The sequence below is a fragment of the Rhodococcus sp. HM1 genome, from assembly GCF_023218075.1.
In the GTDB taxonomy this organism is placed as follows: Bacteria; Actinomycetota; Actinomycetes; order Mycobacteriales; family Mycobacteriaceae; genus Rhodococcus.
This window is the reverse complement of record NZ_JALPTB010000081.1, coordinates 1-24,418: the sequence shown is the minus strand read 5'-3', so window position 1 is coordinate 24,418 and position 24,418 is coordinate 1. Positions and strand designations below refer to the sequence as shown.

General features: G+C 68.5%; 22 protein-coding genes. 8 read left to right on the top strand and 14 right to left on the bottom strand.

Annotation, left to right across the window (positions count from 1 at the left end; translation table 11 throughout):
* Nucleotides 1-97: 97 nt before the first annotated feature.
* Both M1M07_RS28000 and M1M07_RS27995 read right to left on the bottom strand, forming a co-directional pair.
* Nucleotides 98-580, bottom strand: a complete 483-nt coding sequence (locus M1M07_RS28000; protein WP_248676255.1) for a hypothetical protein — start codon at nt 578-580, stop codon at nt 98-100.
* Nucleotides 577-2,163: a GMC family oxidoreductase gene (locus M1M07_RS27995; RefSeq protein ID WP_248676254.1), complete on the bottom strand. Its 1,587-nt coding sequence runs from the start codon at nt 2,161-2,163 to the stop codon at nt 577-579. Before M1M07_RS27995 ends, M1M07_RS28000 begins: the two co-directional genes overlap by 4 nt.
* A gap of 364 nt (nt 2,164-2,527) precedes the next feature.
* On the opposite strand from M1M07_RS27995, the gene M1M07_RS27990 reads away from it, so the two are divergent.
* The 3 genes from M1M07_RS27990 (at nt 2,528) to M1M07_RS27980 (ending at nt 4,697) form a co-directional block, all read left to right on the top strand.
* Nucleotides 2,528-2,704 carry a hypothetical protein gene (locus M1M07_RS27990; RefSeq protein ID WP_248676253.1) on the top strand — a complete coding sequence of 59 codons (177 nt, stop codon included), beginning with the start codon at nt 2,528-2,530 and terminating at the stop codon, nt 2,702-2,704.
* Between the two features lie 22 nt (nt 2,705-2,726).
* Entirely contained in the window at nt 2,727-2,912 is a 186-nt protein-coding gene (locus M1M07_RS27985; protein WP_197250094.1) for a hypothetical protein, read from the top strand.
* Nucleotides 2,913-3,038: 126 nt separating this feature from the next.
* Nucleotides 3,039-4,697, top strand: a complete 1,659-nt coding sequence (locus tag M1M07_RS27980) for a DNA repair helicase XPB (RefSeq protein ID WP_197250030.1) — start codon at nt 3,039-3,041, stop codon at nt 4,695-4,697.
* Between the two features lie 12 nt (nt 4,698-4,709).
* Here the strand turns inward: M1M07_RS27980 and M1M07_RS27975 are convergent, their stop codons facing one another.
* Genes M1M07_RS27975 through M1M07_RS27965 form a run of 3 tightly spaced genes read right to left on the bottom strand, consistent with a single transcriptional unit; the run spans nt 4,710 to nt 8,437 of the window.
* A complete protein-coding gene (locus M1M07_RS27975; protein WP_197250031.1) occupies nt 4,710-5,372 on the bottom strand; it encodes a response regulator in 663 nt (220 codons plus the stop codon).
* A complete protein-coding gene (locus tag M1M07_RS27970; RefSeq protein ID WP_248676252.1) occupies nt 5,354-7,021 on the bottom strand; it encodes a sensor histidine kinase in 1,668 nt (555 codons plus the stop codon). Before M1M07_RS27970 ends, M1M07_RS27975 begins: the two co-directional genes overlap by 19 nt.
* A 48-nt stretch (nt 7,022-7,069) precedes the next feature.
* Complete coding sequence (locus M1M07_RS27965) at nt 7,070-8,437, bottom strand: CitMHS family transporter (RefSeq protein WP_248676256.1); 1,368 nt, start codon at nt 8,435-8,437, stop codon at nt 7,070-7,072.
* Between the two features lie 272 nt (nt 8,438-8,709).
* Between M1M07_RS27965 and M1M07_RS27960 the strand changes: the two genes are divergently transcribed.
* Nucleotides 8,710-9,378 carry a DUF3239 domain-containing protein gene (locus M1M07_RS27960; protein ID WP_197250033.1) on the top strand — a complete coding sequence of 223 codons (669 nt, stop codon included), beginning with the start codon at nt 8,710-8,712 and terminating at the stop codon, nt 9,376-9,378.
* A 1-nt stretch (nt 9,379) separates the two neighbouring features.
* On the top strand, nt 9,380-9,943 hold the full coding sequence (locus M1M07_RS27955) for a GNAT family N-acetyltransferase (protein WP_197250034.1): 564 nt from the start codon (nt 9,380-9,382) through the stop codon (nt 9,941-9,943).
* 22 nt (nt 9,944-9,965) lie between these two features.
* Here M1M07_RS27955 and M1M07_RS27950 read toward each other — a convergent pair whose 3' ends face one another.
* From M1M07_RS27950 to M1M07_RS27925, 6 genes are read right to left on the bottom strand one after another with little or no spacing between them, the layout of a single operon-like run.
* A complete protein-coding gene (locus M1M07_RS27950) occupies nt 9,966-10,952 on the bottom strand; it encodes an LLM class F420-dependent oxidoreductase (RefSeq protein WP_248676251.1) in 987 nt (328 codons plus the stop codon).
* 7 nt (nt 10,953-10,959) lie between these two features.
* Complete coding sequence (locus M1M07_RS27945) at nt 10,960-12,231, bottom strand: MFS transporter (RefSeq protein ID WP_197250035.1); 1,272 nt, start codon at nt 12,229-12,231, stop codon at nt 10,960-10,962.
* On the bottom strand, nt 12,228-13,580 hold the full coding sequence (locus M1M07_RS27940) for an LLM class flavin-dependent oxidoreductase (protein ID WP_248676250.1): 1,353 nt from the start codon (nt 13,578-13,580) through the stop codon (nt 12,228-12,230). Before M1M07_RS27940 ends, M1M07_RS27945 begins: the two co-directional genes overlap by 4 nt.
* Nucleotides 13,581-13,608: 28 nt before the next feature.
* Complete coding sequence (locus M1M07_RS27935) at nt 13,609-14,481, bottom strand: ABC transporter permease (RefSeq protein ID WP_197250037.1); 873 nt, start codon at nt 14,479-14,481, stop codon at nt 13,609-13,611.
* On the bottom strand, nt 14,474-15,298 hold the full coding sequence (locus M1M07_RS27930; protein ID WP_248676249.1) for an ABC transporter ATP-binding protein: 825 nt from the start codon (nt 15,296-15,298) through the stop codon (nt 14,474-14,476). Before M1M07_RS27930 ends, M1M07_RS27935 begins: the two co-directional genes overlap by 8 nt.
* Nucleotides 15,295-16,386 carry an ABC transporter substrate-binding protein gene (locus tag M1M07_RS27925; RefSeq protein ID WP_197250039.1) on the bottom strand — a complete coding sequence of 364 codons (1,092 nt, stop codon included), beginning with the start codon at nt 16,384-16,386 and terminating at the stop codon, nt 15,295-15,297. Before M1M07_RS27925 ends, M1M07_RS27930 begins: the two co-directional genes overlap by 4 nt.
* Before the next feature lie 353 nt (nt 16,387-16,739).
* On the opposite strand from M1M07_RS27925, the gene M1M07_RS27920 reads away from it, so the two are divergent.
* Both M1M07_RS27920 and M1M07_RS33135 read left to right on the top strand, forming a co-directional pair.
* Nucleotides 16,740-17,420 (top strand): hypothetical protein, encoded by a 681-nt coding sequence (locus M1M07_RS27920; protein ID WP_248676248.1) that lies wholly within the window; start codon nt 16,740-16,742, stop codon nt 17,418-17,420.
* Between the two features lies 1 nt (nt 17,421).
* Nucleotides 17,422-19,194, top strand: a complete 1,773-nt coding sequence (locus M1M07_RS33135; protein ID WP_197250040.1) for a GMC family oxidoreductase N-terminal domain-containing protein — start codon at nt 17,422-17,424, stop codon at nt 19,192-19,194.
* A gap of 132 nt (nt 19,195-19,326) precedes the next feature.
* On the opposite strand, the gene fahA is transcribed toward M1M07_RS33135, so the two are convergent.
* Genes fahA through M1M07_RS27900 form a run of 3 tightly spaced genes read right to left on the bottom strand, consistent with a single transcriptional unit; the run spans nt 19,327 to nt 22,618 of the window.
* Nucleotides 19,327-20,553, bottom strand: a complete 1,227-nt coding sequence (fahA, locus tag M1M07_RS27910) for a fumarylacetoacetase (protein WP_248676247.1) — start codon at nt 20,551-20,553, stop codon at nt 19,327-19,329.
* Between the two features lie 21 nt (nt 20,554-20,574).
* Entirely contained in the window at nt 20,575-21,426 is an 852-nt protein-coding gene (locus M1M07_RS27905; RefSeq protein ID WP_197250042.1) for a hypothetical protein, read from the bottom strand.
* Nucleotides 21,419-22,618 (bottom strand): homogentisate 1,2-dioxygenase, encoded by a 1,200-nt coding sequence (locus M1M07_RS27900; protein ID WP_197250043.1) that lies wholly within the window; start codon nt 22,616-22,618, stop codon nt 21,419-21,421. The genes M1M07_RS27905 and M1M07_RS27900 overlap by 8 nt, the downstream gene beginning before the upstream one ends.
* Before the next feature lie 404 nt (nt 22,619-23,022).
* Between M1M07_RS27900 and M1M07_RS27895 the strand changes: the two genes are divergently transcribed.
* A partial coding sequence (locus M1M07_RS27895; RefSeq protein WP_248676246.1) for an FAD-dependent monooxygenase occupies nt 23,023-24,418 on the top strand: 1,396 nt, incomplete at its 3' end.

The following is a 24,418-nucleotide window of genomic DNA, read 5'->3' as shown; positions in this document are numbered from 1 at the left end:
CCCCTTGTCCGAGCGAACGGTACATTCGATCGATTGAAGGAGACGAGCGATACATTCGCTCGGAAAGGACGGGGGCGGGCGGGCAGGGATCGTGGACTCAGGACCGGGAGTCGTCCCGGACGAGCACGAACGGCGACGCCGCCACCCGGGACCACGGTGCCACGGCGAACGTCAGCCCGAGCATCGTCCGCTCGTCGAGGGCACGGAATTCGTCGCGCACCCACCGCCACGGAATCGGGCCGTCGGAGCCGTAGGAGACCACCACCGCGGGCCGGCCGTCGAGCCAGGACGGCTCGGTCGCAACCCGGATGGGCAGGTCCTCACGGAGCGTCCCGTCGTCGGTGACGAGCAGATTGGCCGCGGTGCCGTCGGCGGCGACGCGCTTGCCGTACCAACGCGGCATGCCGCCGAGAGCGATCGCGCGCGGTGCCGCAAAGCGCAGCAGGGCCGGTCCGACGAAGACGGCGCGGTAGGTTCCCGGCGCCATCGTCACGTCCGACGGCAGCGACCGGAACCGTTCGCGCAGTCCGCGAATCGACCCGGGCAGACTCCGGATTGCGTCGGTCTCCCCTGTGTTCACGCCGTCTCCTCGATCTTCTTGCGGGCCGCGTACCGCTCGGCGAACCGTTCGGCCATGGCGGCGATCGTCAGGCTCGGGTTCACCCCGACGTTCGCGGGGATCGCCGAGCCGTCCACTACGTACAGGCCCGGATGCCCGAACACCTCGTGATCGGTGTCGACGACCCCCTGCGACGCGTCGGCGCCGATCGCCGCGCCGCCGAGGATGTGCGCGGTGATGGATTTGCCGCCGATGCTTTCGAGCAGGAGGTTCAGGGGACGACCGCCGATCGAGTCGGCGAATGCGCGCACAACGGCATTGGCCTGCGGCAGGTAACTCGGTGCCTGCCGGCCCTCGACACCGCGGGAGCGAAGCACCTTCCGCCACGGCCGGATCGGCGACCGAGCGTAGTCGAGCCGGATCTCGCTCTCCACGTCCTGCATCACCGTGAACACACTGAGTCGTTCGATGAAGTTGCGCGCGAACATGGTTCGCAGCTGCCGCAGGGGATGGCGCAGCAGGATCGCTGCGGCGTCCCGTCGGCGGCGGCGTGGATCGGCGCCGTCGACGAGCGGCCCGACCTGGAACCGCATGTGCCAGCCGCCGACGTATCGGTTCTGCGTCACGTGAGTGCGTTCGTCGGGGTAGAACTCGCTCGAAATGGTCGGTCCGCGAGTGAGATCGGCATCGACGTCGTCGGCGAGGACCGCGGTGATCGCCTCCGAGTTGGTGCGCACACGCTCACCGAGCCGCGCGGAGACGTTCGGGAGGCCACCGTTCTCGCGGGAGCGGAACAGCAGTTCCACGGTGCCGAGCACTCCGGCGGCGAGCACCACCTCGGGTGCGCGCAGTCGTTCACCGCTCGCCAGGTGCACCTCGTACCCCTCGTCGAGCGCGGTCACCGACGTGACCTGCTGCTCGGGACGGATTTCGACGCCGCGCCGCTCGGCGAGCCACAGATAGTTCAGGTCCAGGGTGTTCTTGCTGCCGTACGGGCATCCGATCAGGCACCCACCGCACAGCCGGCAGCCGGTGCGGTCGGGCCCGTCGCCGCCGAAGAACGGATCGGGCACCGTGACGCCTTCCTCGCCGAACCAGATGGCCATCGGGGTGGGCCCGTAGGTGTCCTCGGCACCGAGCTTCCCCGCGACGACCCGCAGATGATCGTCCATCGGGCCGCTGAACGGCGCACGGGTGCGCCCCAGCATCCGAGCGGCGGTCGCGTAGTGATCGGACAGCTCTGCGCGCCAGCCCTTTTCGGAAGTCGGCCAGGACGGATCGTTGAAGAACGCCTGCTCCGGTTCGAGGAGCACACCGGCCCAGACGATGCTGCCGCCGCCGACGCCGGCGCCCCCGATGATGCCGACGTGCGCGAACACCCGCTGCCAGAAGAACCCGCGCAGTCCGAGTTCGGGCAGCCACAGGTATCGGCGCGGGTCACGGCGCGCGGCCGCGAAGTCTGCCCGCGAATGCCGCCTGCCCTGCTCGAGCACCAGCACACGACGTCCCTGCTCCGCCAGCCGCAGAGCGGTGACCGAACCGCCGAATCCGCTGCCGACCACGATCACATCGGCAGCGAATTCCGGATTGTCCTCGGCTTCCACGGGCACAGCATAGATCCCGGTACGTGACGAACCGGACAAACGCCCGGTGAGCGGATCGGTCGGGGCCACCCCGTCCGAACAGGGCGTCGACGTCCGCGATTCCCGGAACACCGCTCTCCGAAGCCGATTTTCGTCGCACGCGAATTTCACGGCGACTGGCTTTTTTCTGCAAATGGGCTATGGTCGGGTCCTGTCGGGTTGTTCAACCCCTTTTTCGAGAGGAGAAAAATGGCCGACAAGGGTAAGGCACTCAAGAAACCGGCGCTGTCCATCAAGGAGCGTCGCGCGGAAAAACGTCGCAAGCAGGCGAACGAGGGCGAATTCGTGACGAGGCGCAAGTCGAACTGAACCGCCGGGAGACGCCGTGACCACCTCAGCTCAGGAACTCCTCGACAGCCTGTACGAGCAGTTCACAACCATGTCCGATCAGACGGCCGGCGGCCCGCAGTCCGCGTTCCTCCACAGCCGCCGGGCCGCCCTGGCTCGCGCCCGCCTGTTCGTCCTCGATCAGCAGGCCGCCGAATGCACCGTGACGGTGTGATCCGGAAAAATCCATCGAATCGGTGAACGACGAAAAACAGGAAACACACGTGAAAAGAGCACTGTCGGCCCTGGACAAAATTCAGGACAGACTCGAAAACGAATTGGATTCCCGACCCCCGGTGTCGGAAAAAGATGCGGGCTATCGGTCCGGAATTTCCGAAGCGCTGGTGTGCGTGATGGAGATGCGCCGCTCGCTCACGAACTGACGAGACCGCAGGGGGATTGCAGGGGGATCGCAGGGGGACCGAGCCGGAGGCGGCGCGCGGGTAGCGCGCCGCCTCCGGTGTCTGGAGAATGGGAGAGTTCCGCTGTTCCCGCGCTAGGAGGCGTCCGTGCCCGACGGACCGTTGATCGTCCAGTCCGACAAGACCTTGCTCCTCGAGGTCGATCACGAGCTTGCCGACGCGGCACGTCAGGCGATCGCGCCCTTCGCCGAACTCGAACGCGCCCCCGAACACGTCCACACCTACCGGGTGACGCCGCTGGCGCTGTGGAACGCCCGCGCCGCCGGGCACGACGCCGAGCAGGTCGTCGACGCACTCGTCACCTATTCACGGTTCGCTGTGCCGCAGCCGCTGCTGGTCGACGTCGTCGACACGATGGCTCGCTACGGGCGCCTGCAGCTGACGAAGAACCCCGCCCACGGGCTGACGCTGGTGAGCCTGGACCGCGCGGTGCTCGAGGAGGTGCTGCGCAACAAGAAGATCGCCCCGATGCTCGGTGCACGCATCGACGACGACACGGTGGTGGTGCATCCGAGCGAGCGCGGCCGGCTCAAGCAGATGCTGCTCAAGATCGGCTGGCCGGCGGAGGACCTCGCCGGCTACGTCGACGGCGAGGCGCACCCGATCACCCTCGACTTCGAGTCCGACCCCTGGCACCTGCGCGACTACCAGGAGATGGCCGCCGAGTCCTTCTGGGCGGGCGGCTCGGGCGTGGTGGTGCTGCCGTGCGGCGCGGGCAAGACGATGGTCGGTGCCGCCGCGATGGCGAAGGCCGGCGCGACCACGCTGATCCTGGTGACCAACACTGTCGCCGGCCGCCAGTGGAAGCGCGAGCTGATCGCCCGCACCTCGCTGACCGAGGACGAGATCGGCGAGTACTCGGGCGAGAAGAAGGAGATCCGGCCGGTCACCATCGCGACCTACCAGGTGATCACCCGCAAGTCGAAGGGCGAGTACCGCAACCTCGAGCTGTTCGACTCCCGCGACTGGGGTCTGATGATCTACGACGAGGTGCACCTGCTGCCGGCACCGGTGTTCCGCATGACCGCCGATCTGCAGTCGCGGCGCCGGCTCGGCCTCACCGCGACCCTCGTCCGTGAGGACGGCCGGGAAGGCGACGTGTTCTCGCTGATCGGCCCGAAGCGGTACGACGCGCCGTGGAAGGACATCGAGGCGCAGGGCTGGATCGCCCCGGCCGACTGCATCGAGGTGCGGGTCACGCTCACCGACGCCGAACGGATGGCGTACGCGGTCGCCGAGCCGGAGGAACGGTACAAGCTGTGCTCGACCGCGCGCACCAAGATTCCGGTGGTCGAGTCGATCCTCGCGAAGCACGGCGACGCCCCCACGCTGATCATCGGCGCCTACATCGATCAGCTCGACGAGCTCGGGGAAGCGCTCGATGCCCCGGTGATCAAGGGCTCGACGCGCACGAAGGAACGCGAGGCGCTGTTCGACCGGTTCCGCAACGGGGAGCTGAAGGTTCTGGTGGTTTCGAAGGTCGCTAACTTCTCCATCGATCTGCCGGAGGCGTCGGTGGCGGTGCAGGTGTCCGGCACGTTCGGGTCCCGCCAGGAGGAGGCGCAGCGCCTCGGCCGGCTGCTGCGGCCCAAGCAGGACGGCGGCCAGGCGCACTTCTACTCGGTGGTCTCCCGCGACACCCTCGACGCCGAGTACGCCGCCCACCGGCAGCGGTTCCTCGCCGAACAGGGTTACGCGTACCGCATCACCGACGCCGACGACCTGCTCGGGCCCCAGATCGGCTGACGCGAATCCCGGTCACACAGGACGGTATTCCTGCTCGGGACGGCCGGTGGTGCCGTACCGCAACTGCATTCGAAGGTGGCCCTTGGCGACGAGGGCCGCGAGATAACGCTGGGCGGTCGCGCGTGACACCCCGATGGTCACCGCGACCTCCCCGGCGGACAACGGCTCTCCCGATTCCCGAAGTGCTTGCAGTACAAGGTCTTTGGTGACCGAACGTGGGGGCGCTTCGCGGGCGGCCGGCAACACCGGCCGCAACGCCGCCAGCGCCGTGTCGATCTCGGCCTGGGTGAGCTCCTCCCCCGCGACGACCCGGCGGTACTGCGCGTAGGCCGCCAGACGCCGGGCCAGTTCGGTGCTCGCGAACGGCTTGACCAGATACACCAGCGCACCCGCGGCGAGCGCCGCACGCACCGTGGCACCCTCACCGGCGGCACCGAGCACGAAACTGTCGCACTCGAGACTCCGGATCAGGTCGACCCCGGACCCGTCCGGCAGGTACACGTCCACGAGCGCGAGGTCGACGGGACCGGCCCGGACCGCGTCCCGGGCCGCCGCGACGCTCCCCGCGACCGCCGCGACCTCGAACCCCGGCACACCCGACACCACGGACGCGTGCAGATCCGCGACCCGGAAGTCGTCGTCGACGACGAGCACCCTCAGATCCGTTCCGCCCATCCCGCATCTCCCTCGTCGAGCACCCCGGTCAGCGTCGCCAGGAACACCGCGCCCCCGGTCGGATTGTCCGGGGTGCGCCGACCGCCGCGGTCCGCGAGCACGACGTCGCCGCCGTGCATCCGCGCCACGCGTCGTGCCAGCGCCAGCCCCATCCCCCGGCCGCCCGGCACGGACGAGTCGACGCGGGTCGTCGCGCCCTCGGCGAAGACGTCGGGCAGCTCGGCGTCGACACCGTCACCCGTGTCCGCGACACTCACGTGCAGGTCGGCGCCGTCCTCCACCAGCTCGACCTCGACTTCGGCGGGACTGCGCCCGCTCACGCGGGCCGCCTCGATCGCGTTGTCGAGCAGGTTGCCGAGCACGGTGGTGACGTCGACGGGCACCTTCACGATGGCGTGCACCCACGTGTTCTCACCGAGCACGAGGGTCACGCCCTGCTCACGCGCGTGCGCCGCTTTCGCGGCGAGGAAGGCGTGCAGATACGGGTCGGCGAGCGCGTCGGCGCCCTCGAGCTCACCGAGCGGACCCGAGCCGAGGACCTGCTCGATGTACTCGACGGCCTGCTCCGCCCGCCCCTGACGGAGCAGGCCGTCGATCAGGTGCAGCCGGTTGGCGAATTCGTGCCGCTGGGCCCGCAGCGCGGTGCTCATCGACTTGACGGCGCCGAGTTCGCGCGTGAGCGTCTCGATGTCGGTGCGGTCGCGCACCGACATCACCGTGCCGAGGTCGCGGCCGTCGCGCACGACCCGTCGCGAGACGGCGACGACGACCCGATCGCCCGTGGTGGCGGCGACCGGCGTGCCGTCCGCGCTGCGCAGCACGTCGAGCAGGCGCGGGGTCATCCCGAGCGTGTCGACGCTGCGGCCGATCCCGTCGTCGAGATCGAGCAGGCGACGCGCCTCGGCGTTGACGACGGTGACGATGCCGCGGACGTCGGTACCGACGACCCCCTCGGAGATCCCGTGCAGCACGACCTCCTGCTCCCGGACCAGTTCGGTGAGCTGCTCGGGTTCGAGCCCCAAGGTGAGCCGCTTCCAGCGGTTGGCGAGCAGCAGCGACCCGACGGCACCGCACACGAGCGCTGCGAGTGCGATCAGGACGGCGTCGGCGAGGTCGCTGCGCAGATCGGCGCGCACCCTGTCGGTGGAGATGCCCACGCTCACCTCCCCCACGACCCTGCCCGAGGACGGGTCCGTCACCGGAACCTTGGCCCGCACCGAATCACCGAGCGTGCCCCGCTCGCTGGTCACGACCTCGCGTCCGGCGAGGGCCTCGGCCGGATCCGTGCTCACCCTGCGCCCGAGCTGTTCCGGATCGGGATGGGCGAGCCGGAGCCCCTGATCGTCGGTGACCACGACGAACAACGCCCCGGTGGCGGTGCGGACGGCCTCGGCGGCCTCCTGCACCGCACCGGACTCGAGTGCGGGGTTGTCCGGCGAGACCACCCCGTCGTCGGCGGCCGCGTAGCGTGCGACCTCGTCGCGGACGGTCACGTCCGCGGACACGGCCCGGGCGATCGCGAGCGCCCGCTGACCGTGCTCGTCGGTGACGCGGTCCTCGGTGGTGGTGGCGAACACCGTGAATCCGATGCCGAGCGCCACCGCCACCACCGCGGACTGGAACAGCAGTACCTGGGTGCGAAGTTTCACCGCGTCGTCCCCGTTCGTCCCACCTGCCCAGTGTGGCCCGGGCGGATCTCAGCCGAGCGGAATCTGCCCGAGGAGCACGCCGACCACCAGCATCGCGATCGACACCACCCCGGCGCGCCACAGCACCTTGCGGTGGTGGTCGGCCAGTGGCACCCCTGCAAGGGTCACCAGCAGCAGGATCGCGGGGACCAGCGGGCTCTGCATGTGCACCGGCTGTCCGGTGATCGACGCACGTGCCATCTCGACCGGTTCGATGCCGTACTGCGCCGCCGTCTCCGCCAGGACGGGCAACACCCCGAAGTAGAAGGCGTCGTTGGTCATGAAGAACGTGAACGGGATGCTGAGCACGCCCGTGATGACCGCGAGGAACGGGCCGAGCGAATCGGGGACCACACCGGTCAGCCACAGTGCCATGGACTCGACCATCCCGGTGCCCTGGAACACGCCGGTCAGGACCGCCGCGGCGAACACCATCGCGACGACCGACACGATGCTCGACGAGTGCCGTGCGATCGCGGCGGACTGGTCGACGACCCGCGGGAAGTTCACGGCCAGTGCGAGTCCCGCGGCGATCATGAACAGCACGGGGATCGGCAGGATGTCGAGGACGAGGACGACGAGCAGCGCCACCGTGAGGAGCGCGTTGAAGGGCAGCAGTCGCGGGCGCAGGGTCGGGCGGTCGGGGTCGAGACCCGCGGCGAACTGCCCGACCTCCGCGTCGGTCGTGTCCGAGTCACCGGTCGTCGTACCCACTCCCGAGGGACCGGCGCCGAGCGGCATCATCTCGGGCTTCCACACGAGCCGCCCGATGCGGCGACGTTCGAGGATGCCCAGGTGCACGGCGAAGCCGAGGACGATCAGGAGTCCGACGACGAGCGACGGGATCATCGGGACGAACACCTCGGACGGCGACAGCCCGAGCGCGCTGGCCGCACGCACCGTCGGCCCACCCCACGGGATGATGTTCATCGTGGCGTTCGCCAGACCCGCGACGACGGTGAGGACGACCGGGCTGACCTTCAGTTTCAGGTAGAGCGGCAACAGCGCGGACGTGGTGATGATGAACGTCGTGGACCCGTCACCGTCGAGGGACACCACCATCGCCAGCACCGCGGTACCCACCACGAGCCGGGCCGGGTCGTCGCGCACGAGCCGCAGGATGAGCCGCACGAGCGGATCGAACAGGCCGACGTCGATCATGATCCCGAAGAAGACGATCGCGAAGAACAACAGTGCCGCAGTGGGGGCGAGACTTTCGACGCCGTCGACGATCATGTCGCCGATGCCGGTGCCGGCCCCGGCGATCAGTCCGAACGCGACGGGGACCAGGATCAGGCCGACGACCGGGGTGGCACGTTTCGACATGATCAGATACATGAACGTGGCGACCATCAGGAAGCCGAGGATGACGAGCATTGCGGTGCCCACTTTCTGACTGGGTCGGGCCGGACCGGGCACACGTCGGCCACGGCCGCTGCCGCGACCTGGGGTCGGTGTGGGAATCCGGCACCGAAAGCCGTCCGGGGTGTGATCTCTGCTGCCGCCGAAGCGGTGTGATCTCTGCTACATCAGAGTGTGTGACCGCGCCCCGTGCGGAGTCACCGTTGAGCGCGATAGCGCCGTTCTGCGCATTCTGCTCGAGCCCATCGCGATCGGACCGCCGGAACGGTTCCCATATGCTGGACGACGTGCGCCGATTCGAATTCCCCGTCGACCTTCCCCACGCCAAGTCCGTGAACCAGACCCTCGCGGAAGTGCGCAGCCTGCGGATCTCCGGCATCGTCGTCGCGCTGTTGTGCGCGGCCGGAGCGGCGTGGCTGTTCACGCTCGGCAAGCCCTGGGCCTACATCGTCGGTGCGGTGCTGGTCGTCGCGGCCGTCACGTCGGCGTGGGTGGCGTTGTGGGCGCCGCGGAAGGTCGGATCGGTGCAGGACCTGTACCACGAGAGCCCGCTGGTGCCCGCCGTGGTCTCCGAGATCCGGCCGCGTGGTCTGACGTTGCTGGCGCTGGTCGACATCGCCAAGCCCGGCACCGCCGACCGCCGATTCGCGCTGGTCACCCGCAACGTGCAGGCGGTCCCGGGGCATCAGAAGCGCGTCGGCGAACAGGTGCCGTGTGTGGCGGTGCTGTCCGATCGCACGACCCGCAACACGACCGGGTCGTGGCAGATGGTCAGCCCGATGCCGATCGCGTGGGGAACCCGCGACGCAAAGGTGCTGCGCGAGGCGACCGACGCGATCGACGACGCCGAATGGAAGCTGCTGAAGAGCAAGGTCGATCTGTCCGAGAAGGTCAGCTTGACCGAGGACCACCGGCTGGTGCTCGATCGCGACGATCTCCCCGGCGAATTGCGCTGACATGCAGGTGACGTCGCTGTCGGACGGACGGGTTCATCTGACCGTCCCCGTCCCACACGACGTCGACACGATCACCTCAGCGTGCCAGGACCGGGAGATCGCGGACTGGACGACGGTGCCCGATCCGTACACCCGCGCCGACGCGGTGCGTTTCGTCGGCGACATCGTGCCGCGGGGCTGGGCCGCGAGCGCCCCGAACTGGGCGATCCGCACCTCTCCGGACGGTGCGTTGCTCGGCGTCGTCGGGTTCCTGCATCACGAACGCACCGCCCCGGAGATCGGCTACTGGATCGCGCCGGATGCTCGCGGTCGCGGTTTGGCCACCGCCGCAGTGAATCTGGCGTGCGATTTCGCGTTCGACCCGGACGGGCTCGCGACCACTCGGATCGAGTGGCGGGCATTCGCCGGCAATCTGGCCTCGGCGGCGGTCGCGCGGCATGTCGGCTTCCGGTTCGAGGGGACGCTGCGCCGCGGCACCCTGCATCGCGGGGTCCCGCGCGACACGTGGATCGCCGGTCTGCTGTCCGACGATCCACGTGTACCCGCGGACGGCTGGCCGATCTGACGCTGCCGGCAGGCGGATGCCGTCAAGCCAGGTGCGGCAGCACCTCGTTCTCGAGCAGTTCGATCCCCGACGTGTCGTAGGCCGCTTCCGGGAAGTAGAAGATCGCGTAGCCGAGGCCCTGCTTCTTCAGGGCCGTGAGGTTCTCGACGATCTGCTCCGGGGTGCCGACGGCGGGCATCCCGCGGAACGCGTTGAGGGAGGCGTCGGCGGCGGCGGCTCCGACCAGCGGTTCGAGCCGGGCGCGGAGGTTCTCGAGGCGGTCCTGCACCTCCGCTTCGGTGCGGCCGATGGCGACGTTGTAGTTCGCGGAGCGAACGATCGCGTCGAAGTCGGTGCCGACGGCCGCGCAGTGCTCGCGCAGCACGTTCGACTTGTGCGCGAATCCCTCGGGGGTGCCGTCGAAGTTGGTGTACTGCGCGTACTTCGCGGCGATCTTCAGCGTGACCTTCTCGCCACCGCCGGCGATCCACAGCGGAATACCGCCCTCCTGCAACGGAAGCGGACGGACGATCGCACCGTCGACCTGGTAGTGCTTGCCCTGCAGGGTCGCCGACCCCGTGGTCCACGCCTGCCGGAAGATCTGCACCCCCTCGTCGAGGCGGGCAAGTCGCTCACCGGCGGAAGGGAATCCGTATCCGTAGGCGCGCCACTCGTGTTCGTACCAGCCGCCACCGATACCCATCTCGATGCGCCCGCCGGAGACGATGTCGGCGGTCGCGGCGACCTTCGCCAGGTAGGCGGGATTGCGATAGCTCATCGCGGTGCACATCTGGCCGATGCGTACCCGCTCGGTGACGGCCGCGAACGCGGAGACGAGCGACCACGCCTCGTGGGTCGCCTCGTCCGTGGCGGCGGGCACGGTGTGGAAGTGGTCGTACACCCAGATCGATTCCCACGGGCCGTTGTCGGCGCGGACGGCGAGGTCGCGCATCACCCGCCACTGGTCGGCGGGATCGATGCCCACAAGGTCGAGCCGCCAGCCCTGGGGAACGAAGAGTCCGAATCGCATTGATGTCCTATCTCGATCGGTTGGTGACCGTATCGACGAGATCCGCCCCCGGGTCCGGGGCCGGTTCGGTCGTCGCGGCCGACGGTACCGGCTGGAGCGTCCGGCGTGGCCACGGTGAGTATCGCGGAACGTAGCGGAACATGCAGGCCGCACCGGCCACCGCGAGACCGCCGATCGTGACGGCACCCGCCGCGAGCGACACGGCCGCGACCGCCCCCACCAGGAACGGGCCGACGAACATGCCGCTGTCGTGCGTGAGGCGCCACGCGGCGAGGAACTCGGCCCGGGTATCCGGTGGGGCGGTGTCCGCCCCGAGGGTCATGATCACGCCGTTGCCGAGCCCGTTCCCGATACCGAGGACCACCGCGACGACGGTGAGCGAGACGACGTCGTCGGCGAACGGCAACATCAGGAACGCGACAGCGATGATCACCAGCGACGGCACCGCGACGACCCGGCGACCGTACCGGTCCATCAGGATCCCGGCCGGATACGAGAACAGCAGGTCGACGGCGCCGCCGATACCGAACACGATCGACACGGTCACCGCGTCGAGCCCGATGTGGGTGGCCCACAGCGGAAGTACCGCTTCCCGGGACGCGCGCGCCGCGCCCATGAGCAGCGATCCGGTTCCGAGGGTGCACAGCAGCACCCGGTGCCGGCTCAGGATCGTTCCCAGCCCCACGGCAGCGACCGGGCCGGTCGACGACGACGAACGCGGGGTCTCCGGTGCCCGTGCCATGAGGATGCCCGCGAGCACGACACCGGTCACCTGGACGACGAGGCCACCGCGCACCCCCATGAGGTGGATCGCACCGGCGCCGATGAACGGCCCGAGGAAATTGCCGAGCCGCCACATCGTGGCGAACATCGCCATGGCCCGCGCCCGGGCTTCGATAGGCACCGCCTCGGCGAGATAGCTCTGCCGCGCCAGCCCCCACACCGCGTTCGCGAATCCGGTCAGCAAGGCACCGACGGCGAGCACCACCGGAGTCCAGGCGGCGATCGAGACCCCGATGCCGAGGGCGCCGAGCACGCTGCCGCCGATGATCGCGCGCCTCTCCCCCAGGCGCGCGACGATGCTCCCGGCGGGCAGGTCACCGAGGACCGCGCCGAACGCCACGAGCGCGACGATCAGCCCGGCCACCGGCAACGGGGCCCCGAGTTCCCGCGCGAGCAGCGCGAGCACCGGGGCCCCGGCGCCCTGCCCGATCCCGAAGATCGCGGAGGGCAGAAAGACCGTGGTGACGAGAGGTTTCAGGTCGAAGGCCGGTCTCATGCAGTGGCGGCGTCCGACTCGGCGACCGCGGCGTAGCGGCTCACCGGCCGGTCCAGCCCGTAGTGCCCGCGCAGGGTGGTGGCGGTGTACTCGGTGCGGAACAGACCGCGCTCCTGCAGGATCGGCACCACCTTGGCGGTGAAGTCCTCGAGCCCGCCCGGCAGGTAGGGCGGCATGACGTTGAAGCCGTCGGCGGCTTCCTGCTCGAACCACAGCTGCAGTTCGTCGGCGATCTGCTCGGGGGTGCCCGCGAAGGTGCGGTGCCCGCGACCGCCGCCGAGCTTGCCGATGAGCTGACGCACCGTCAGGCCCTCGTTCTCGGCGAGGTCCTTGACGAGCTGGTAGCGGCTCTTGTTGCCCTGGATCTGCTCGATCGGGGGCAGCGGCGGCAGTGCTGCGTCGAGGGCATGCTCGGTCAGATCGACGCCGAGCATGTTCGAGAGCTGCCGCAGCGAGTAGGCCGGCGAGATCAGGTCGGTGAACTCCTGCTCGAGCGCCTTGGCCTCCTCCTCGGTCTCCCCGATGAACGGCACGATGCCCGGCAGCACCTTCAGCGACTGCGGGTCGCGTCCGGCCTTGACGACGCGGGCCTTCAGATCGCGGTAGAAGGCCTGTCCCTCGGCGAGGGTGCGCTGCGCGGTGAACACGGCCTCGGCGTAGCGCGCCGCGAAATTCTTTCCGCTCTCGGACGATCCGGCCTGGACGAGCACGGGGCGGCCCTGGGGGCTGCGCGGCGAGTTCAGCGGGCCGCGCACCTTGAACCGTGCGCCGTCGTGGTCGACGGTGTGCACCTTGGCCGGATCGGCGAACCGCCCGGACTCCTCGTCCAATTCGATCGCGTCGTCTTCCCAGCTGTCCCACAGCGACACCGCGACGTCGACGAACTCGGCCGCGCGGTCGTAGCGGCCGGCGTGGTCCGGGGTGTCGTCGTAGCCGAAGTTGCGGGCCTCGTCGGCGCCGCCGGAGGTGACGATGTTCCAGCCGGCGCGGCCACCGCTGATGTGGTCGAGCGAGGCGAACTTGCGGGCCAGGTTGAACGGCTCGTTGTAGCCGGTCGACGCGGTCGCGATGAGGCCGACGTGCTCGGTCACCACGGCCATCGCGGACAGCAGGGTGACCGGTTCGAAGATCGCCTGCGTGTTGTGCTCGACGCGGGGGCCGACCGCGAGTCCGTCGGCGAAGAACACCGAATCGAGCTTGCCGCGTTCGGCGATCTGCGCGAGTTCCTGGAAGTGCTTCACATCGAGGACGCGGTGTGCTTCGGTGCGGGGGTGACGCCAGGCCGCCTCGTGGTGGCCGACACCCATGAGGAAGGCGTTGAGATGAAACTGCTTGCGTGACTGTGACATTCTTCTGATCCTGTGTGCTTCGGGTGGGTCAGTGTTCGGGACGCCAGCGGGAGAGTCGACGTTCGATCGTGACGAGGATGCCGTTGAACGTCAGCCCGACGAGCGAGATCGCGATGATGCCGGCGTACATGGCGGGGATCTGGAAGTTGAGCTGCGAGGCCGTGATCAGATAGCCGAGTCCTGCCTTCGCACCGACCATCTCGGCGGCGATGAGCACGAGCACCGACGACGCCGCGGCCATGCGGATACCGGTGAAGATCGTGGGGACCGCTGCCGGGAGGATCACCTTCTGAAACAGCCGGTAGGACGGCAGCCCCAGCGACCGGGCGGACTTGACCAGCAGCGGATCCACCGTGCGCACACCGGAAATGGTGTTGAGCAGGATCGGGAAGGTGCTCGCGTAGATCACCAGGGCGATCTTGGAGGTCTCCCCGATACCGAGGACGAGCACGAACACCGGCAGCAGCGCGAGAGCCGCGGTGTTGCGGAACAGCTCGAGGATCGGATTGAGCAACTCGGCGACGGGCCGGTACCAGCCGATCGCGACGCCGAGCGGAACGGCGACGAGCAACGCGATCGAGAACCCGATGAGAGCCCGGGAGAGGCTGGCGCCCAGATGGTCTGCCAACTGTCCGCTCGTGATCAGATCGGCCAGCGATCCGAGCACGGTCGACAGCGGCGGCAGGAACACTTCGTCGACGAGACCGAGCCGCGGCGCGGTCTCCCACACCGCGAGGAACACGACGATCGCGACCGCCGGCTTGATCCCCTTCCACGCCAGCGCACCGGCCCGGCGGCCTGCGCGTCGTAATTTCGTCGGATCCGTTGCGACGACGGTTTGTTCGACGACGGCCGGTTCGGTGTCGACGGGCCGGGTCAGGGTTGCGGTCGGACTAGACATGCTCCACCTCTTCCGTTGCGGTGCCGAGTTCGAGGTCGCGGGCACGCTCGACCTCGGAGTGCAGCAGTGACCAGATCTCGTGCCGGTAGTGCCGGAACGCCTCGCCGGAGCGCACGTCGTCGACGTTCCGGTCGATGTCGACGTAGACGATCGTCTTGATCCGCCCGGGGCGGGAGGTGAGCACGGCGACGCGCTGCCCCAGGTAGATCGCCTCGTCGATGCCGTGGGTGATGAACAGGATGGTCTTGCCGGTTTCCTTCCAGATCCGCAGCAGTTCGTCCTGCAGGGATTCGCGGGTCTGGGCGTCGAGCGCGGCGAACGGCTCGTCCATGAGCAGAACCTCGGGATCGAACGCGAGGCTGCGGGCGATCGCGACACGCTGCTTCATGCCGCCGGACAATTCGTGCGGGTAGCGGTCGCCGAAGCCGGCCAGACCGACGAGGTCGAGGTAGTCGTCGGCGAGTGCGCGGCGCTGCTTCTTCGGCAGTCCCTTGGCTTCCAGGCCGAACTCGATGTTGGCCCGTGCCGTGCGCCAGGGGAGCAGTGCGTACTGCTGGAAGACGATGCCGCGGTCCAGGCCGGGCCCGGAGATCGGGCGGCCGTCCAGCAGGATCCGGCCCGAGGTCGGTTCGCTCAGACCGCCGAGCAGATCGAGCAGGGTGGACTTGCCGCAACCGCTGGGGCCGACCAGGACCAGGAATTCCCCGGCGGCGAGATCGATGCTGACGTCGTCGAGTGCGGTGAACGTGTCGTTGCTGCCGCGCACCGCGAACTGCTTGGTCACATGCTCCAGGCGGAGCTTCGGGGTGGTGCTCACTTCGCCGCCTCCTCGACGGGTTCACCGTTGGGCCCGGCGCTCGGGTCGTAGGTGCCGTTGGCGTAGGGGTTGAATTCGTTGGTGTAGATGTCCGAGGTGGTGAACTTGCCGTCCTCGAGCTCACCGTTGCGGGTCAGCCAGTCCAACCAGGTCTGGATCTCCTGATCGGTGATGACACCGCCGGGGCCGGCGACACCGGGGCTCTTCCAGTACTCGACGAGATCGGTGTTCTCGTTGCGGCCGCGGGCGTTGATGATCTCCTTGAACTTGGCGACCACTTCGTCGCGCGGGGTGGTCTGCGCCCACCGGATCGCCCGCGCGGTGCCCTGCACGAAATCGGCTACCGCATCACGGTTCTCGGCGATGAACTCGTCGCGGAAGACGTACGTTCCGTAGGTGAAGGCGCCGAACAGCGATTCGTCGGTGAACAGCGGCCGGATGCCGCCCCGTTCGACGGCGGTCTCCCGGAACACGCTGCCGAGCGTGCCGACGTCGATCTGTCCTTCGCGCAGTGCCTGCTCGGTGTTCACCGGAGGCACCACGATCAGCTCGACCTGCTTGATCTCGTCCGGCGTGAGTCCTTGCTGCGCAAGCCATTCCCGCACCAGGAACTCGTGATGTGCACCGAGGGTGTTCATCCCGACCTTCTTGCCGATCAGGTCCCGCGCAGTGCGGATCGGGCTGTCCTCGAGAACGTAGTAGCCGTTGAACGACTGCTTGTCGGAACCGTAGTAGCCGATCACCGACGTGATCGGTGAGTTCGCGGCCTGGAGCTTGATGACCGCGCCGTTGAACGCACCACCGAAATCGGTCTGGCCGGTCGCGGCGTTCTGGATGGACTGCGGACCGCTGGTGTTGTCCCCGATCCAGTCGAGCTTCACCTTCTCGTAGAACCCGAACGCTTCGGCGAGTTCGGGATAGGTGACCTGTGCGGCCGTCCCCTCGTACCGGAGCACGGTCTTGCCGTCCTCGGTGGTGGTGACATCCGAACCGGACGAGCATGCGGCCGCGACGGACGTGACGGTGAGCAGTGCTGCGACGACGGCGACCGACCGGGTGAGTCGGGCGCGCAGCGTGGAATGCGACATCGTGAAAGCTGTTCCTTGCGTTGAAAGAAGGCCCTACGGACTCGGGCCGGGCGGGTGGCGTTACCGCGGGCAGCAATCGTCGATACGCATGCGACGGAGCGCAGATAACGAGTGCGGTGCGATACAGCCGGAAGATCTCTGCAACGCGCGGTCGTCGGACCTGCACGTCGGCGGTCGCTGGGTCAGCGACAACACTCCGAACACTCGTACACGGCAATCCCCCTGTGCGGCGATATGACTTCAGCAAGAGTGCCGTCCGGGGGCGACGCGCTCAACGGTTCTGCGCAGCCTGATCGGAACTCGCGACTCCAGCCCCTAAGCTCGATCGACGATCGACGAGGACGGGAGCGCAGGTGGGCGGAGACGACGACCCGGTGTGGACTCGGCGGCGGTTCCTGGCCGGCATGGCCGGGACCGCGGCGGCCCTGATGGGGATCACCGCTCTGTTCTCGGCCGAGGCGATCGCACGCCCGGCCGCCGCTGCCCCGCCGGTCCGCGACACGATCTGCGGCATCCTCGCGTTCGTCGTCCCCGGCAACGACCCCTATTCGCGGCACCAGGGTGTGTCCACCGATCGGGTCGGTGGCGCCACCGAGGACGCCGCGGCCTCGCTCGAGCACACCTTCGACCACGCGTCGCCGGTGCCGCTGCTGGGCCGGGCCGGCGGGAACCTCCCCGGGGCGGCCGCCGTCGCCGCGCTGGTCAACATGTATGCGGTCACCGTCGACGCGGGGTCGCTCGTCGGTCCCTTCGCGGCACCGTTCGCGAATCTGAACCACGCAGCGAAGGGCCGCGTCTTCGAATTGCTCGACACCGAACCGCAGTTCGGCGGAACGATGCTCACCTACGTGGTCAACGCGATTCCCACGCTCGCCGCGTTCGCCGCGTATTCGGAGGTTTCCGCGTTCGACCCCGACCGCCGGGTCGTCACCGGCCGGCCCGTCGGCTGGGAACTGGCCCGCTACGACGGTGTCGCCGACGGGTGGGACGAGTTCGCGGGCTACTACCGCGGCGTCGACCGGATCGAGGAGTGACGTGCGGGACGTGATCGTGATCGGGTCCGGCGGTGGCGGGCCGGTCGTCGCGAAGGAACTCGCGGCACGCGGACTGGACGTCCTCGTCGTCGAGGCCGGGCCGCGCTTCGCGGATCCCGAGAGCGAGTGGACGCATTTCGAGGACGACGCGAACAATCCCCTCACCGGCTTCTTCCGGCAGGGTCCCGGCGACCGGTCGCGCACCCCGTGGCTGCGCGACCTGCCGCAGAATTCGTACGTGTGGCAGGTCGCGGGGGTCGGCGGAACCACGCTGCACTACTTCGGCAACTCGCCGCGCGCGGTGCCGGGCGTGTTCGTCGGCTACGACGGCGCGGACCGGAACATGTACGACACGGACCACCTGTTCCCGTTCGGATACGACGAATTGCGCCGTTACTACGAATGGGTCGAGGCAACCCTGCCGGTGCAGACCGCCCCCATGGGCACGAAGGAACGGATCTTCCTGCGCGGTGCGGCCGCGCTCGGCCTGCCGCACCAGACAACGCACGACACGAGCGTGGCCTCGCACCGCGCGCAGCAGAACGCGATCCTGCAGCCGGGCGGGACCGCCGGGCGCACCCGCGACCCGCAGCGGTTGCGCCACCCCGAGGCGCGGGGCTGCACGATGTGCGGCCACTGCTACCAGGGCTGCTACCTGCCGGCGGGTGCGCCCCGCAACCTGAAGGCGAAACGGTCGACGGACAACTCGTACGTGCCGATGATGCTCACCGCCGAGGCGTGGGCGCCGCACGGACGGGCCGCGACGCTGGTGACCGACGCGACGGTCACGCAGGTACTGACCGAGGACGTACACGGAGAGACGACCGCGCGCGGGGTGCGGTTCCGCACCCTCGATGGCGAGGAATACGAGGAGCATGCACAGGTCGTGGTGCTCGCCGCGGGCGCGATCGAATCACCGCGCTTGTGGCTGGCGTCGGACCTGCCGAACCCGAACGACTGGGTGGGCCGCGGCCTGACGGACCATCACATGGATGCGGTGTTCGGGGTGTTCGACGAGGACACCGGCCAGACCCGGGGCGCCGGCTCGAATGCGCGCGTCGACCTGCCCGGATACGGCGGTATCGAACAGGTCGGGATGCCGCCGGCGCTGCAGGCGTATTCGCTGGCGTTCAGCGACTCCGGCATCCACGGCTACGGCCGGGCGGGCGGCGTCGTCGACGACGCCGGGGCCGACACTCTCGGCCGGTTGGTGGGCCGGGATCTGCTCGCCACCCTCGACGACGCAAACCGGACCCTGGCGGCACTGGTGATCACCGACGACGACGTCGAACCCGGCAATCGGGTCACCCGCTCGACGATGCTGCTTCCGGACGAGGGCGGGCTCGCACCGAAGGTGACGATGCGGCACCGGCGGCGGTCCGAACGCACGCGACGGAACCGGGAGTACTGCACCCGCAAGGCCGTCGAGCTGATGCGGGCCGCGGGCGCGCGCTCCGTGCACCGCTGCGACTGGCCACCGCTGATCCTGCACGCCCAGTCGAGCATGCGGATGGGGACGAGCGGGAACGACTCGGTGCTCGACGCCACCGGCGAAGCTCGTTGGGTGAAAAGACTTTTCGTCGCGGACAATTCGGCGCTCGCGAATTCGCTGGGCGGGCCCAATCCGACGTTGACGACGCAGGCACTCGCGACCCGCACGTCCGAGGCAATCTTCCGCACCTACTTCGGCGGCGACGCGTGGGTCGGGCGTGAGGACCCGGTGTCCTCCGTCGACGACCGGGTCACCGCGGCGGTGATCGCGCAGGGGTTGTGACACCGGATCGGTCTCGATGTTCGCGACGATACCCCGCGACGGTATCCGGTTCAGGCCCTCGGACGCGTTCGTCGACGATCGGCTCTCCGGCCGGTGCGGTACCGCACCGGCCGGGTCCGGACGAGAACCGAGTCAGTCGGTCGGGAACTCGACGATACGGCCCGTGCACTCGCCGAACAGGATTGCCGATCCATCTGCAGCTGTAGCTTTCGCCCGGAGGGTGACCTCGTCCCCGTCGCGCAGGAAGGTGAACGAGGATCCGTCGCTCAGGGTGACCGGTTCCGCACCGCCCCAAACCAGTTCGAGGAAGGAGCCGCGCTGGTCTTTCTCCGGACCGGAGATGGTGCCACCGGCGAAGAAGTCACCGGCACGCAGCCCTGCCCCGTTGACGGTCATATGGGCGAGCATCTGTGCCGCGGTCCAGTAGGTCGACGCGAACGGAGGCTTGGCAACGACGTCTCCGTTGAGGACAACCTCGAAGGTGACGTCGAACGACCAGGGTCGCTCGTCGGCGTCGTCGAGGTACTCGGCCAGCGGGGTGTCGCGGGTCGGCGGGGCGACCCGCACCGCGTCGAGTGCCGCCAGCGGTGTGATCCACGGAGAGATCGTCGTGGCGAAGGACTTGCCGAGGTTCGGGCCGAGCGGGACGTACTCGTAGTTCTGGATGTCGCGGGCCGACCAGTCGTTGGTCAGGGTGAGACCGAAGACGTGGTTGTCGGCCTCGGACAGGGGAACTCGTCCACCGGGCACGGGAGATCCGAGTACGAAGCCCATCTCGGCCTCGATGTCGAGCCGGCGGGACGGGCCGTAGGAGGGCACCCCGTCTGTCTCGGGGCGCAGTCCGTGCGGGCGACGGATGTCGGTGCCGCTGGCCACGATGGTTCCAGCGCGGCCGTGGTAGCCGACCGGAAGATGCTTCCAGTTCGGCAGCAGCGGGGGATGTTCGGGACGGAAGATACGGCCGACGTTCGCCGCATGGAACTCGTTGCCGTAGAAGTCGACGTAATCGGCCACGGTGAACGGCATGTGCAGGTCGACCCCGGCAAGCGGGCGGGCAACCGCAGCGATCCGGTCGGCGTCCGCGGCTGCGGACAGCACGCTCTGCAGGTCCGCGCGCAACCGATCCCAGGTGGCACGGTCGGCCGTCAGGAGGACGTCGAGGTTCGACTGGTCGACCAGCGGGTACAGGTCGGAGTCCTGCGCGACGAGATCCGAGAGGGCGACCACGTGATCGCCGACGCGCACGCCGAGGCGCGCGGCGGTGCCGGGCGTGGAGAAGGACCCGTAGGGCAGGTGGGCGATGCCGAAACCTTCGGTGGCGTAACGCGCCACGAAGCTGTCGGGCGAGGGGGTGGTCATGGGTTCTCCTGGTGGATCGGCTCAGTTTCCGTGGTCGGAAGCGATGTTCGGGATCAGGTCGAGTTCGTCGAGGGTGTCGAGCGGTTCGGCGATGCTGCAGGTGCCGAACGATTCGAACATCGTCCTCCACTGGGCGGCGATCGCCCGCAAGCGCTCCGCGAGAACGCTTCCGTCGGTTTCGGCGAGTGTCGTGGCGACCGCTGCGGTGTCGGCTCCGTCCAATGCTTCTCCGGTGGCGACGGCGATGTTCAGGAAGCCGTGGTGCACGAAGCCGGTCGAGTCGTCCCGGTAGCGCACGGCGCGGTGCAGGCCTGCGGTCAGTTTGAAGGATCGCTTCGCGGCGACGGCAGTCGTGATCACCTCCGCGAGGTCCTCGACGGAGGGGAACGCTTCGGCCACCAGTCCGCCGGTGCGCGCCTTCAGCCGCACATCGGTTCCGGTGAAGCTGTCGAGAAGGCCTGCGCGAATGTGCGGTACGGCCAGTTCGACGTGGACGCTGTACCGCTCGGTCAGAGCGGCGGCGTCGGCGACGACCTGTCGGGGATCGAGGTCGTCGGTCTTCAGTTCGAGGCCGCCGACCCGGATCGCGGGCGCGACTCTCTCGACCGCGGCCAATGCCACATCGAGGCCACCGGCGGGCACCACCACTCCGACGCGGAGCGGGCCTTCGCCGGTTGCGTCGACCAGGCTCGCTGCGGCGTCGAGTGCGTCGACCGGCAGCAGCAGCGGCCCGACCAGACGGCCGAGCGGGGTGCCGCGTCGGGCGATGTGGTCGGGCACCGCCTGGCCCAGGGGGGCGCGTCCGGGCGGGAAGACGGCCGCGTCGTCGAAGAAAGCATCGAAAACCTCAGGGCTGCAGACTGATTCAGGCATCGATCCACCGCCCTCCCGACCAGGACGAGGCGTAGCGGGCGTCGTCGGAGGCGAGTGCGGCCTCGCCGAGCAGCAACGGCCGGAAGGTGTCGACCATGATGCCGGTCTCGTCGAAGAAGTCCTTCCCGAGGCTGGCCTCGATTGCGCCCGGCTGCGGTCCGTGGGCGTGGCCACCGGGGTGCAGGGAGATCGACCCGATGCCGATGCCGGAACCCTTGCGCGCTTCGTAGTTGCCACCCACGTAAAACATGACCTCGTCGGAGTCGACGTTCGAGTGGTAGTACGGCACCGGGACCGACTGGGGGTGGTAGTCGACCTTGCGCGGCAGGAAGTTGCAGATCACGAAGTTGTGGCCTTCGAAGACCTGGTGCACCGGCGGCGGCTGGTGGAGCTTGCCGGTGATCGGCATGAAGTCCTCGAGCGCGAAGACGAACGGGTACAGGCAGCCGTCCCAGCCCACCACGTCGAAGGGGTGGTGCGGCACGACGTGCACCGTGCCGGTGATGCCCGACGCTCCCCGGTGCTTGATGTAGACCTCGACGTCTGTCTCGTCGACGAGCAGCGGCTCGCTGGGGCCCTGCAGGTCGCGCTCGCAGTAGGGCGCGTGTTCGAGCAGTTGGCCGGTGGACGAGAGGTACCGCTTGGGCGGTCCGACGTGGCTGTTGGACTCGACCGCGAACAGACGCAGTGGTTCCGAGCCCACCACCCGCCACCGGTGGGTAGTGGCCCGGGGGATGACGATGTACTGCTCGGCGCGCACTTCCAGGGCGCCGAAGACGGTTTCGACGATCGCTTCGCCGGACTCGACGTAGACGCATTCGTCGCCGATCGCATTGCGGTAGAGCGGCGAATCCGATCCGGCGACAACGTAGTACAGGCGCACGTCATCGTTGCCGAGCAACAGGCGACGGCCGCGCACCGCGTCGGTGGAACCCGGATCACCGTCGACAAGATCGTGCAGTCGCAGGTGACGGGGCAGCAGCGGTTCGTTGGGGACCAAATCGTGATCCGGCAACTCCCAGCGGCGAGCGCCGACGATCGCCGAGGGGATGTAGCGGTGATAGAGCAACGAAGAATCGGAGGAGAACCCTTCTTCTCCCATGAGTTCCTCGTAGTACAGTGCGCCGCTGCCGTCCCGCAGGACGGTATGGCGATGGCGCGAGATGGTTCCGACACTGCGGTAGTGGACCACGTTGGCTCCCTCTGGCGATGACGTGACGAGCCCCCCTGCGTCGTGCAGGGACGAAAGACTCGGCGGAATCCCCGTAACGGTGACCACAGTGATGAGGACGAGGACGGTTCTCAAACGCCGATGTGCCCTGGAAAGGATGCAGCGCACCCGCTCTCCGTCCGCGCTCGCGCGGCACAGGTCGAGGCCTACTCGCCGTCTAGCTGGGGATATGCCGGTGACTTGGCTGGCAAGCCGACGATGAGGAGCGGTGTCGTGCACGCAAACGCAGGCCTCAAACTGAAATGTTTTTGAAATGTTTTTCGTGTCAGACTTTGGTCCTGCCTGCTCCGTGACTTGGAGCACAACCCGATCTTCCGGCCGTAGCGCCGCCCCCATACAAGACGCCCCAGAAAAGAGGTTTCTCTGTGAAGACCATCGACACCGAAGTTCTCATCGTCGGCGGAGGCGGATGCGGCCTGACCGCTTCGATCATCCTGGCCGACCTCGGAGTGGACTCCCTGCTCGTCGAACGGCACCCCTCCACCTCTCACCTGCCCAAGGCACATCTCCTCAGCCAGCGCACGATGGAGATCTTCCGCCACCACGGCGTCGCCGACAGCCTGTTCGCAGAGGGCTCCCCTGTGGACAAGATGTCGAAGGTGCGTTTCGCGACCTCCCTGGGCGGCGACGGCCACCTCGACCGTCGCACGATCTTCTCGATCGACGCCTTCGGCGGCGGATCGCTGCGCCATCGGTACGAGATGGACAGCCCCGTCGTGTGCACCGATCTTCCCCAGATCCGACTCGAACCGGTCCTGCGCGACCACGCCGAGCAGCGCAATCCCGGGCGCGTGCTGTTCCACACCCAGCTCGAATCCTTCGCCGCCGACGACGACGGTGTGACCGCGGTGATCTCGGACCGCGACACCGGTGAGCAGACCGAGGTCCGCGCTCGCTTCATGATCGCAGCCGACGGCGGCAAGACCGTGGGCCCGGCCCTCGGCATCCAGACCATCGGCGAGAAGAACGTCCTCGATATGGTGACCGTCTACTTCGAAGCAGACCTGTCTCCCTGGGTCCCCGACGACGGCACCTTCCAGACCTGGTTCGCCAACGTCAACGCCAAGGGACTGTGGTCCAACGGCAACCTCGGTCCTCGCGGCCCGCACCCCTGGGGTGCCCGTTCGAAGGAATGGGCCGTGCACTTCTCGATGCCCGTCGAGGAAGGCAAGAAGTTCGACAACACGACGGTTGTCCCGCGTATCCGGGAACTGCTCGGCATCCCCGAACTGGACCTGAACGTGCTCAGCGTCAATCACTGGATCATCGAAGGCGTGCACGCCGAGCGCTACCGCGAGGGACGCATCCTCCTGGCCGGCGACGCCGCCCACAAGCATCCCCCGACTTCTGGACTCGGTCTGAACTCCGGCATCGGCGACGCCCACAACCTGTGCTGGAAGCTCGCCGCGATCCTGCGGGGCTGGGCCGGCATCGACCTGCTCGACAGCTACGAGGCCGAGCGCCTGCCGGTCGCGCAGCAGAACATCGACTGGGCGATGATGACCTTCCGCGCCCACGCCATCCTGCCCGCCGCCGTCGGCCTCGTCGCCGGCGACCAGGAGAAGAACCGCCAGGCGCTCACGAACCTGTTCGTCGACGGCCGCCGCGGTGAGATCCGCCGTAGCCTCGTCGCCGAGGCCACCACGTCGCTGCGCCGCGAATTCCAGGCTCACGACCTGGATCTCGGAGTTGTCTACGAAGACGGCGCGGTCCTCGCCGACGGAACCGACGCCCCGGGACGCGACCCGGCCGGCCTCGAAT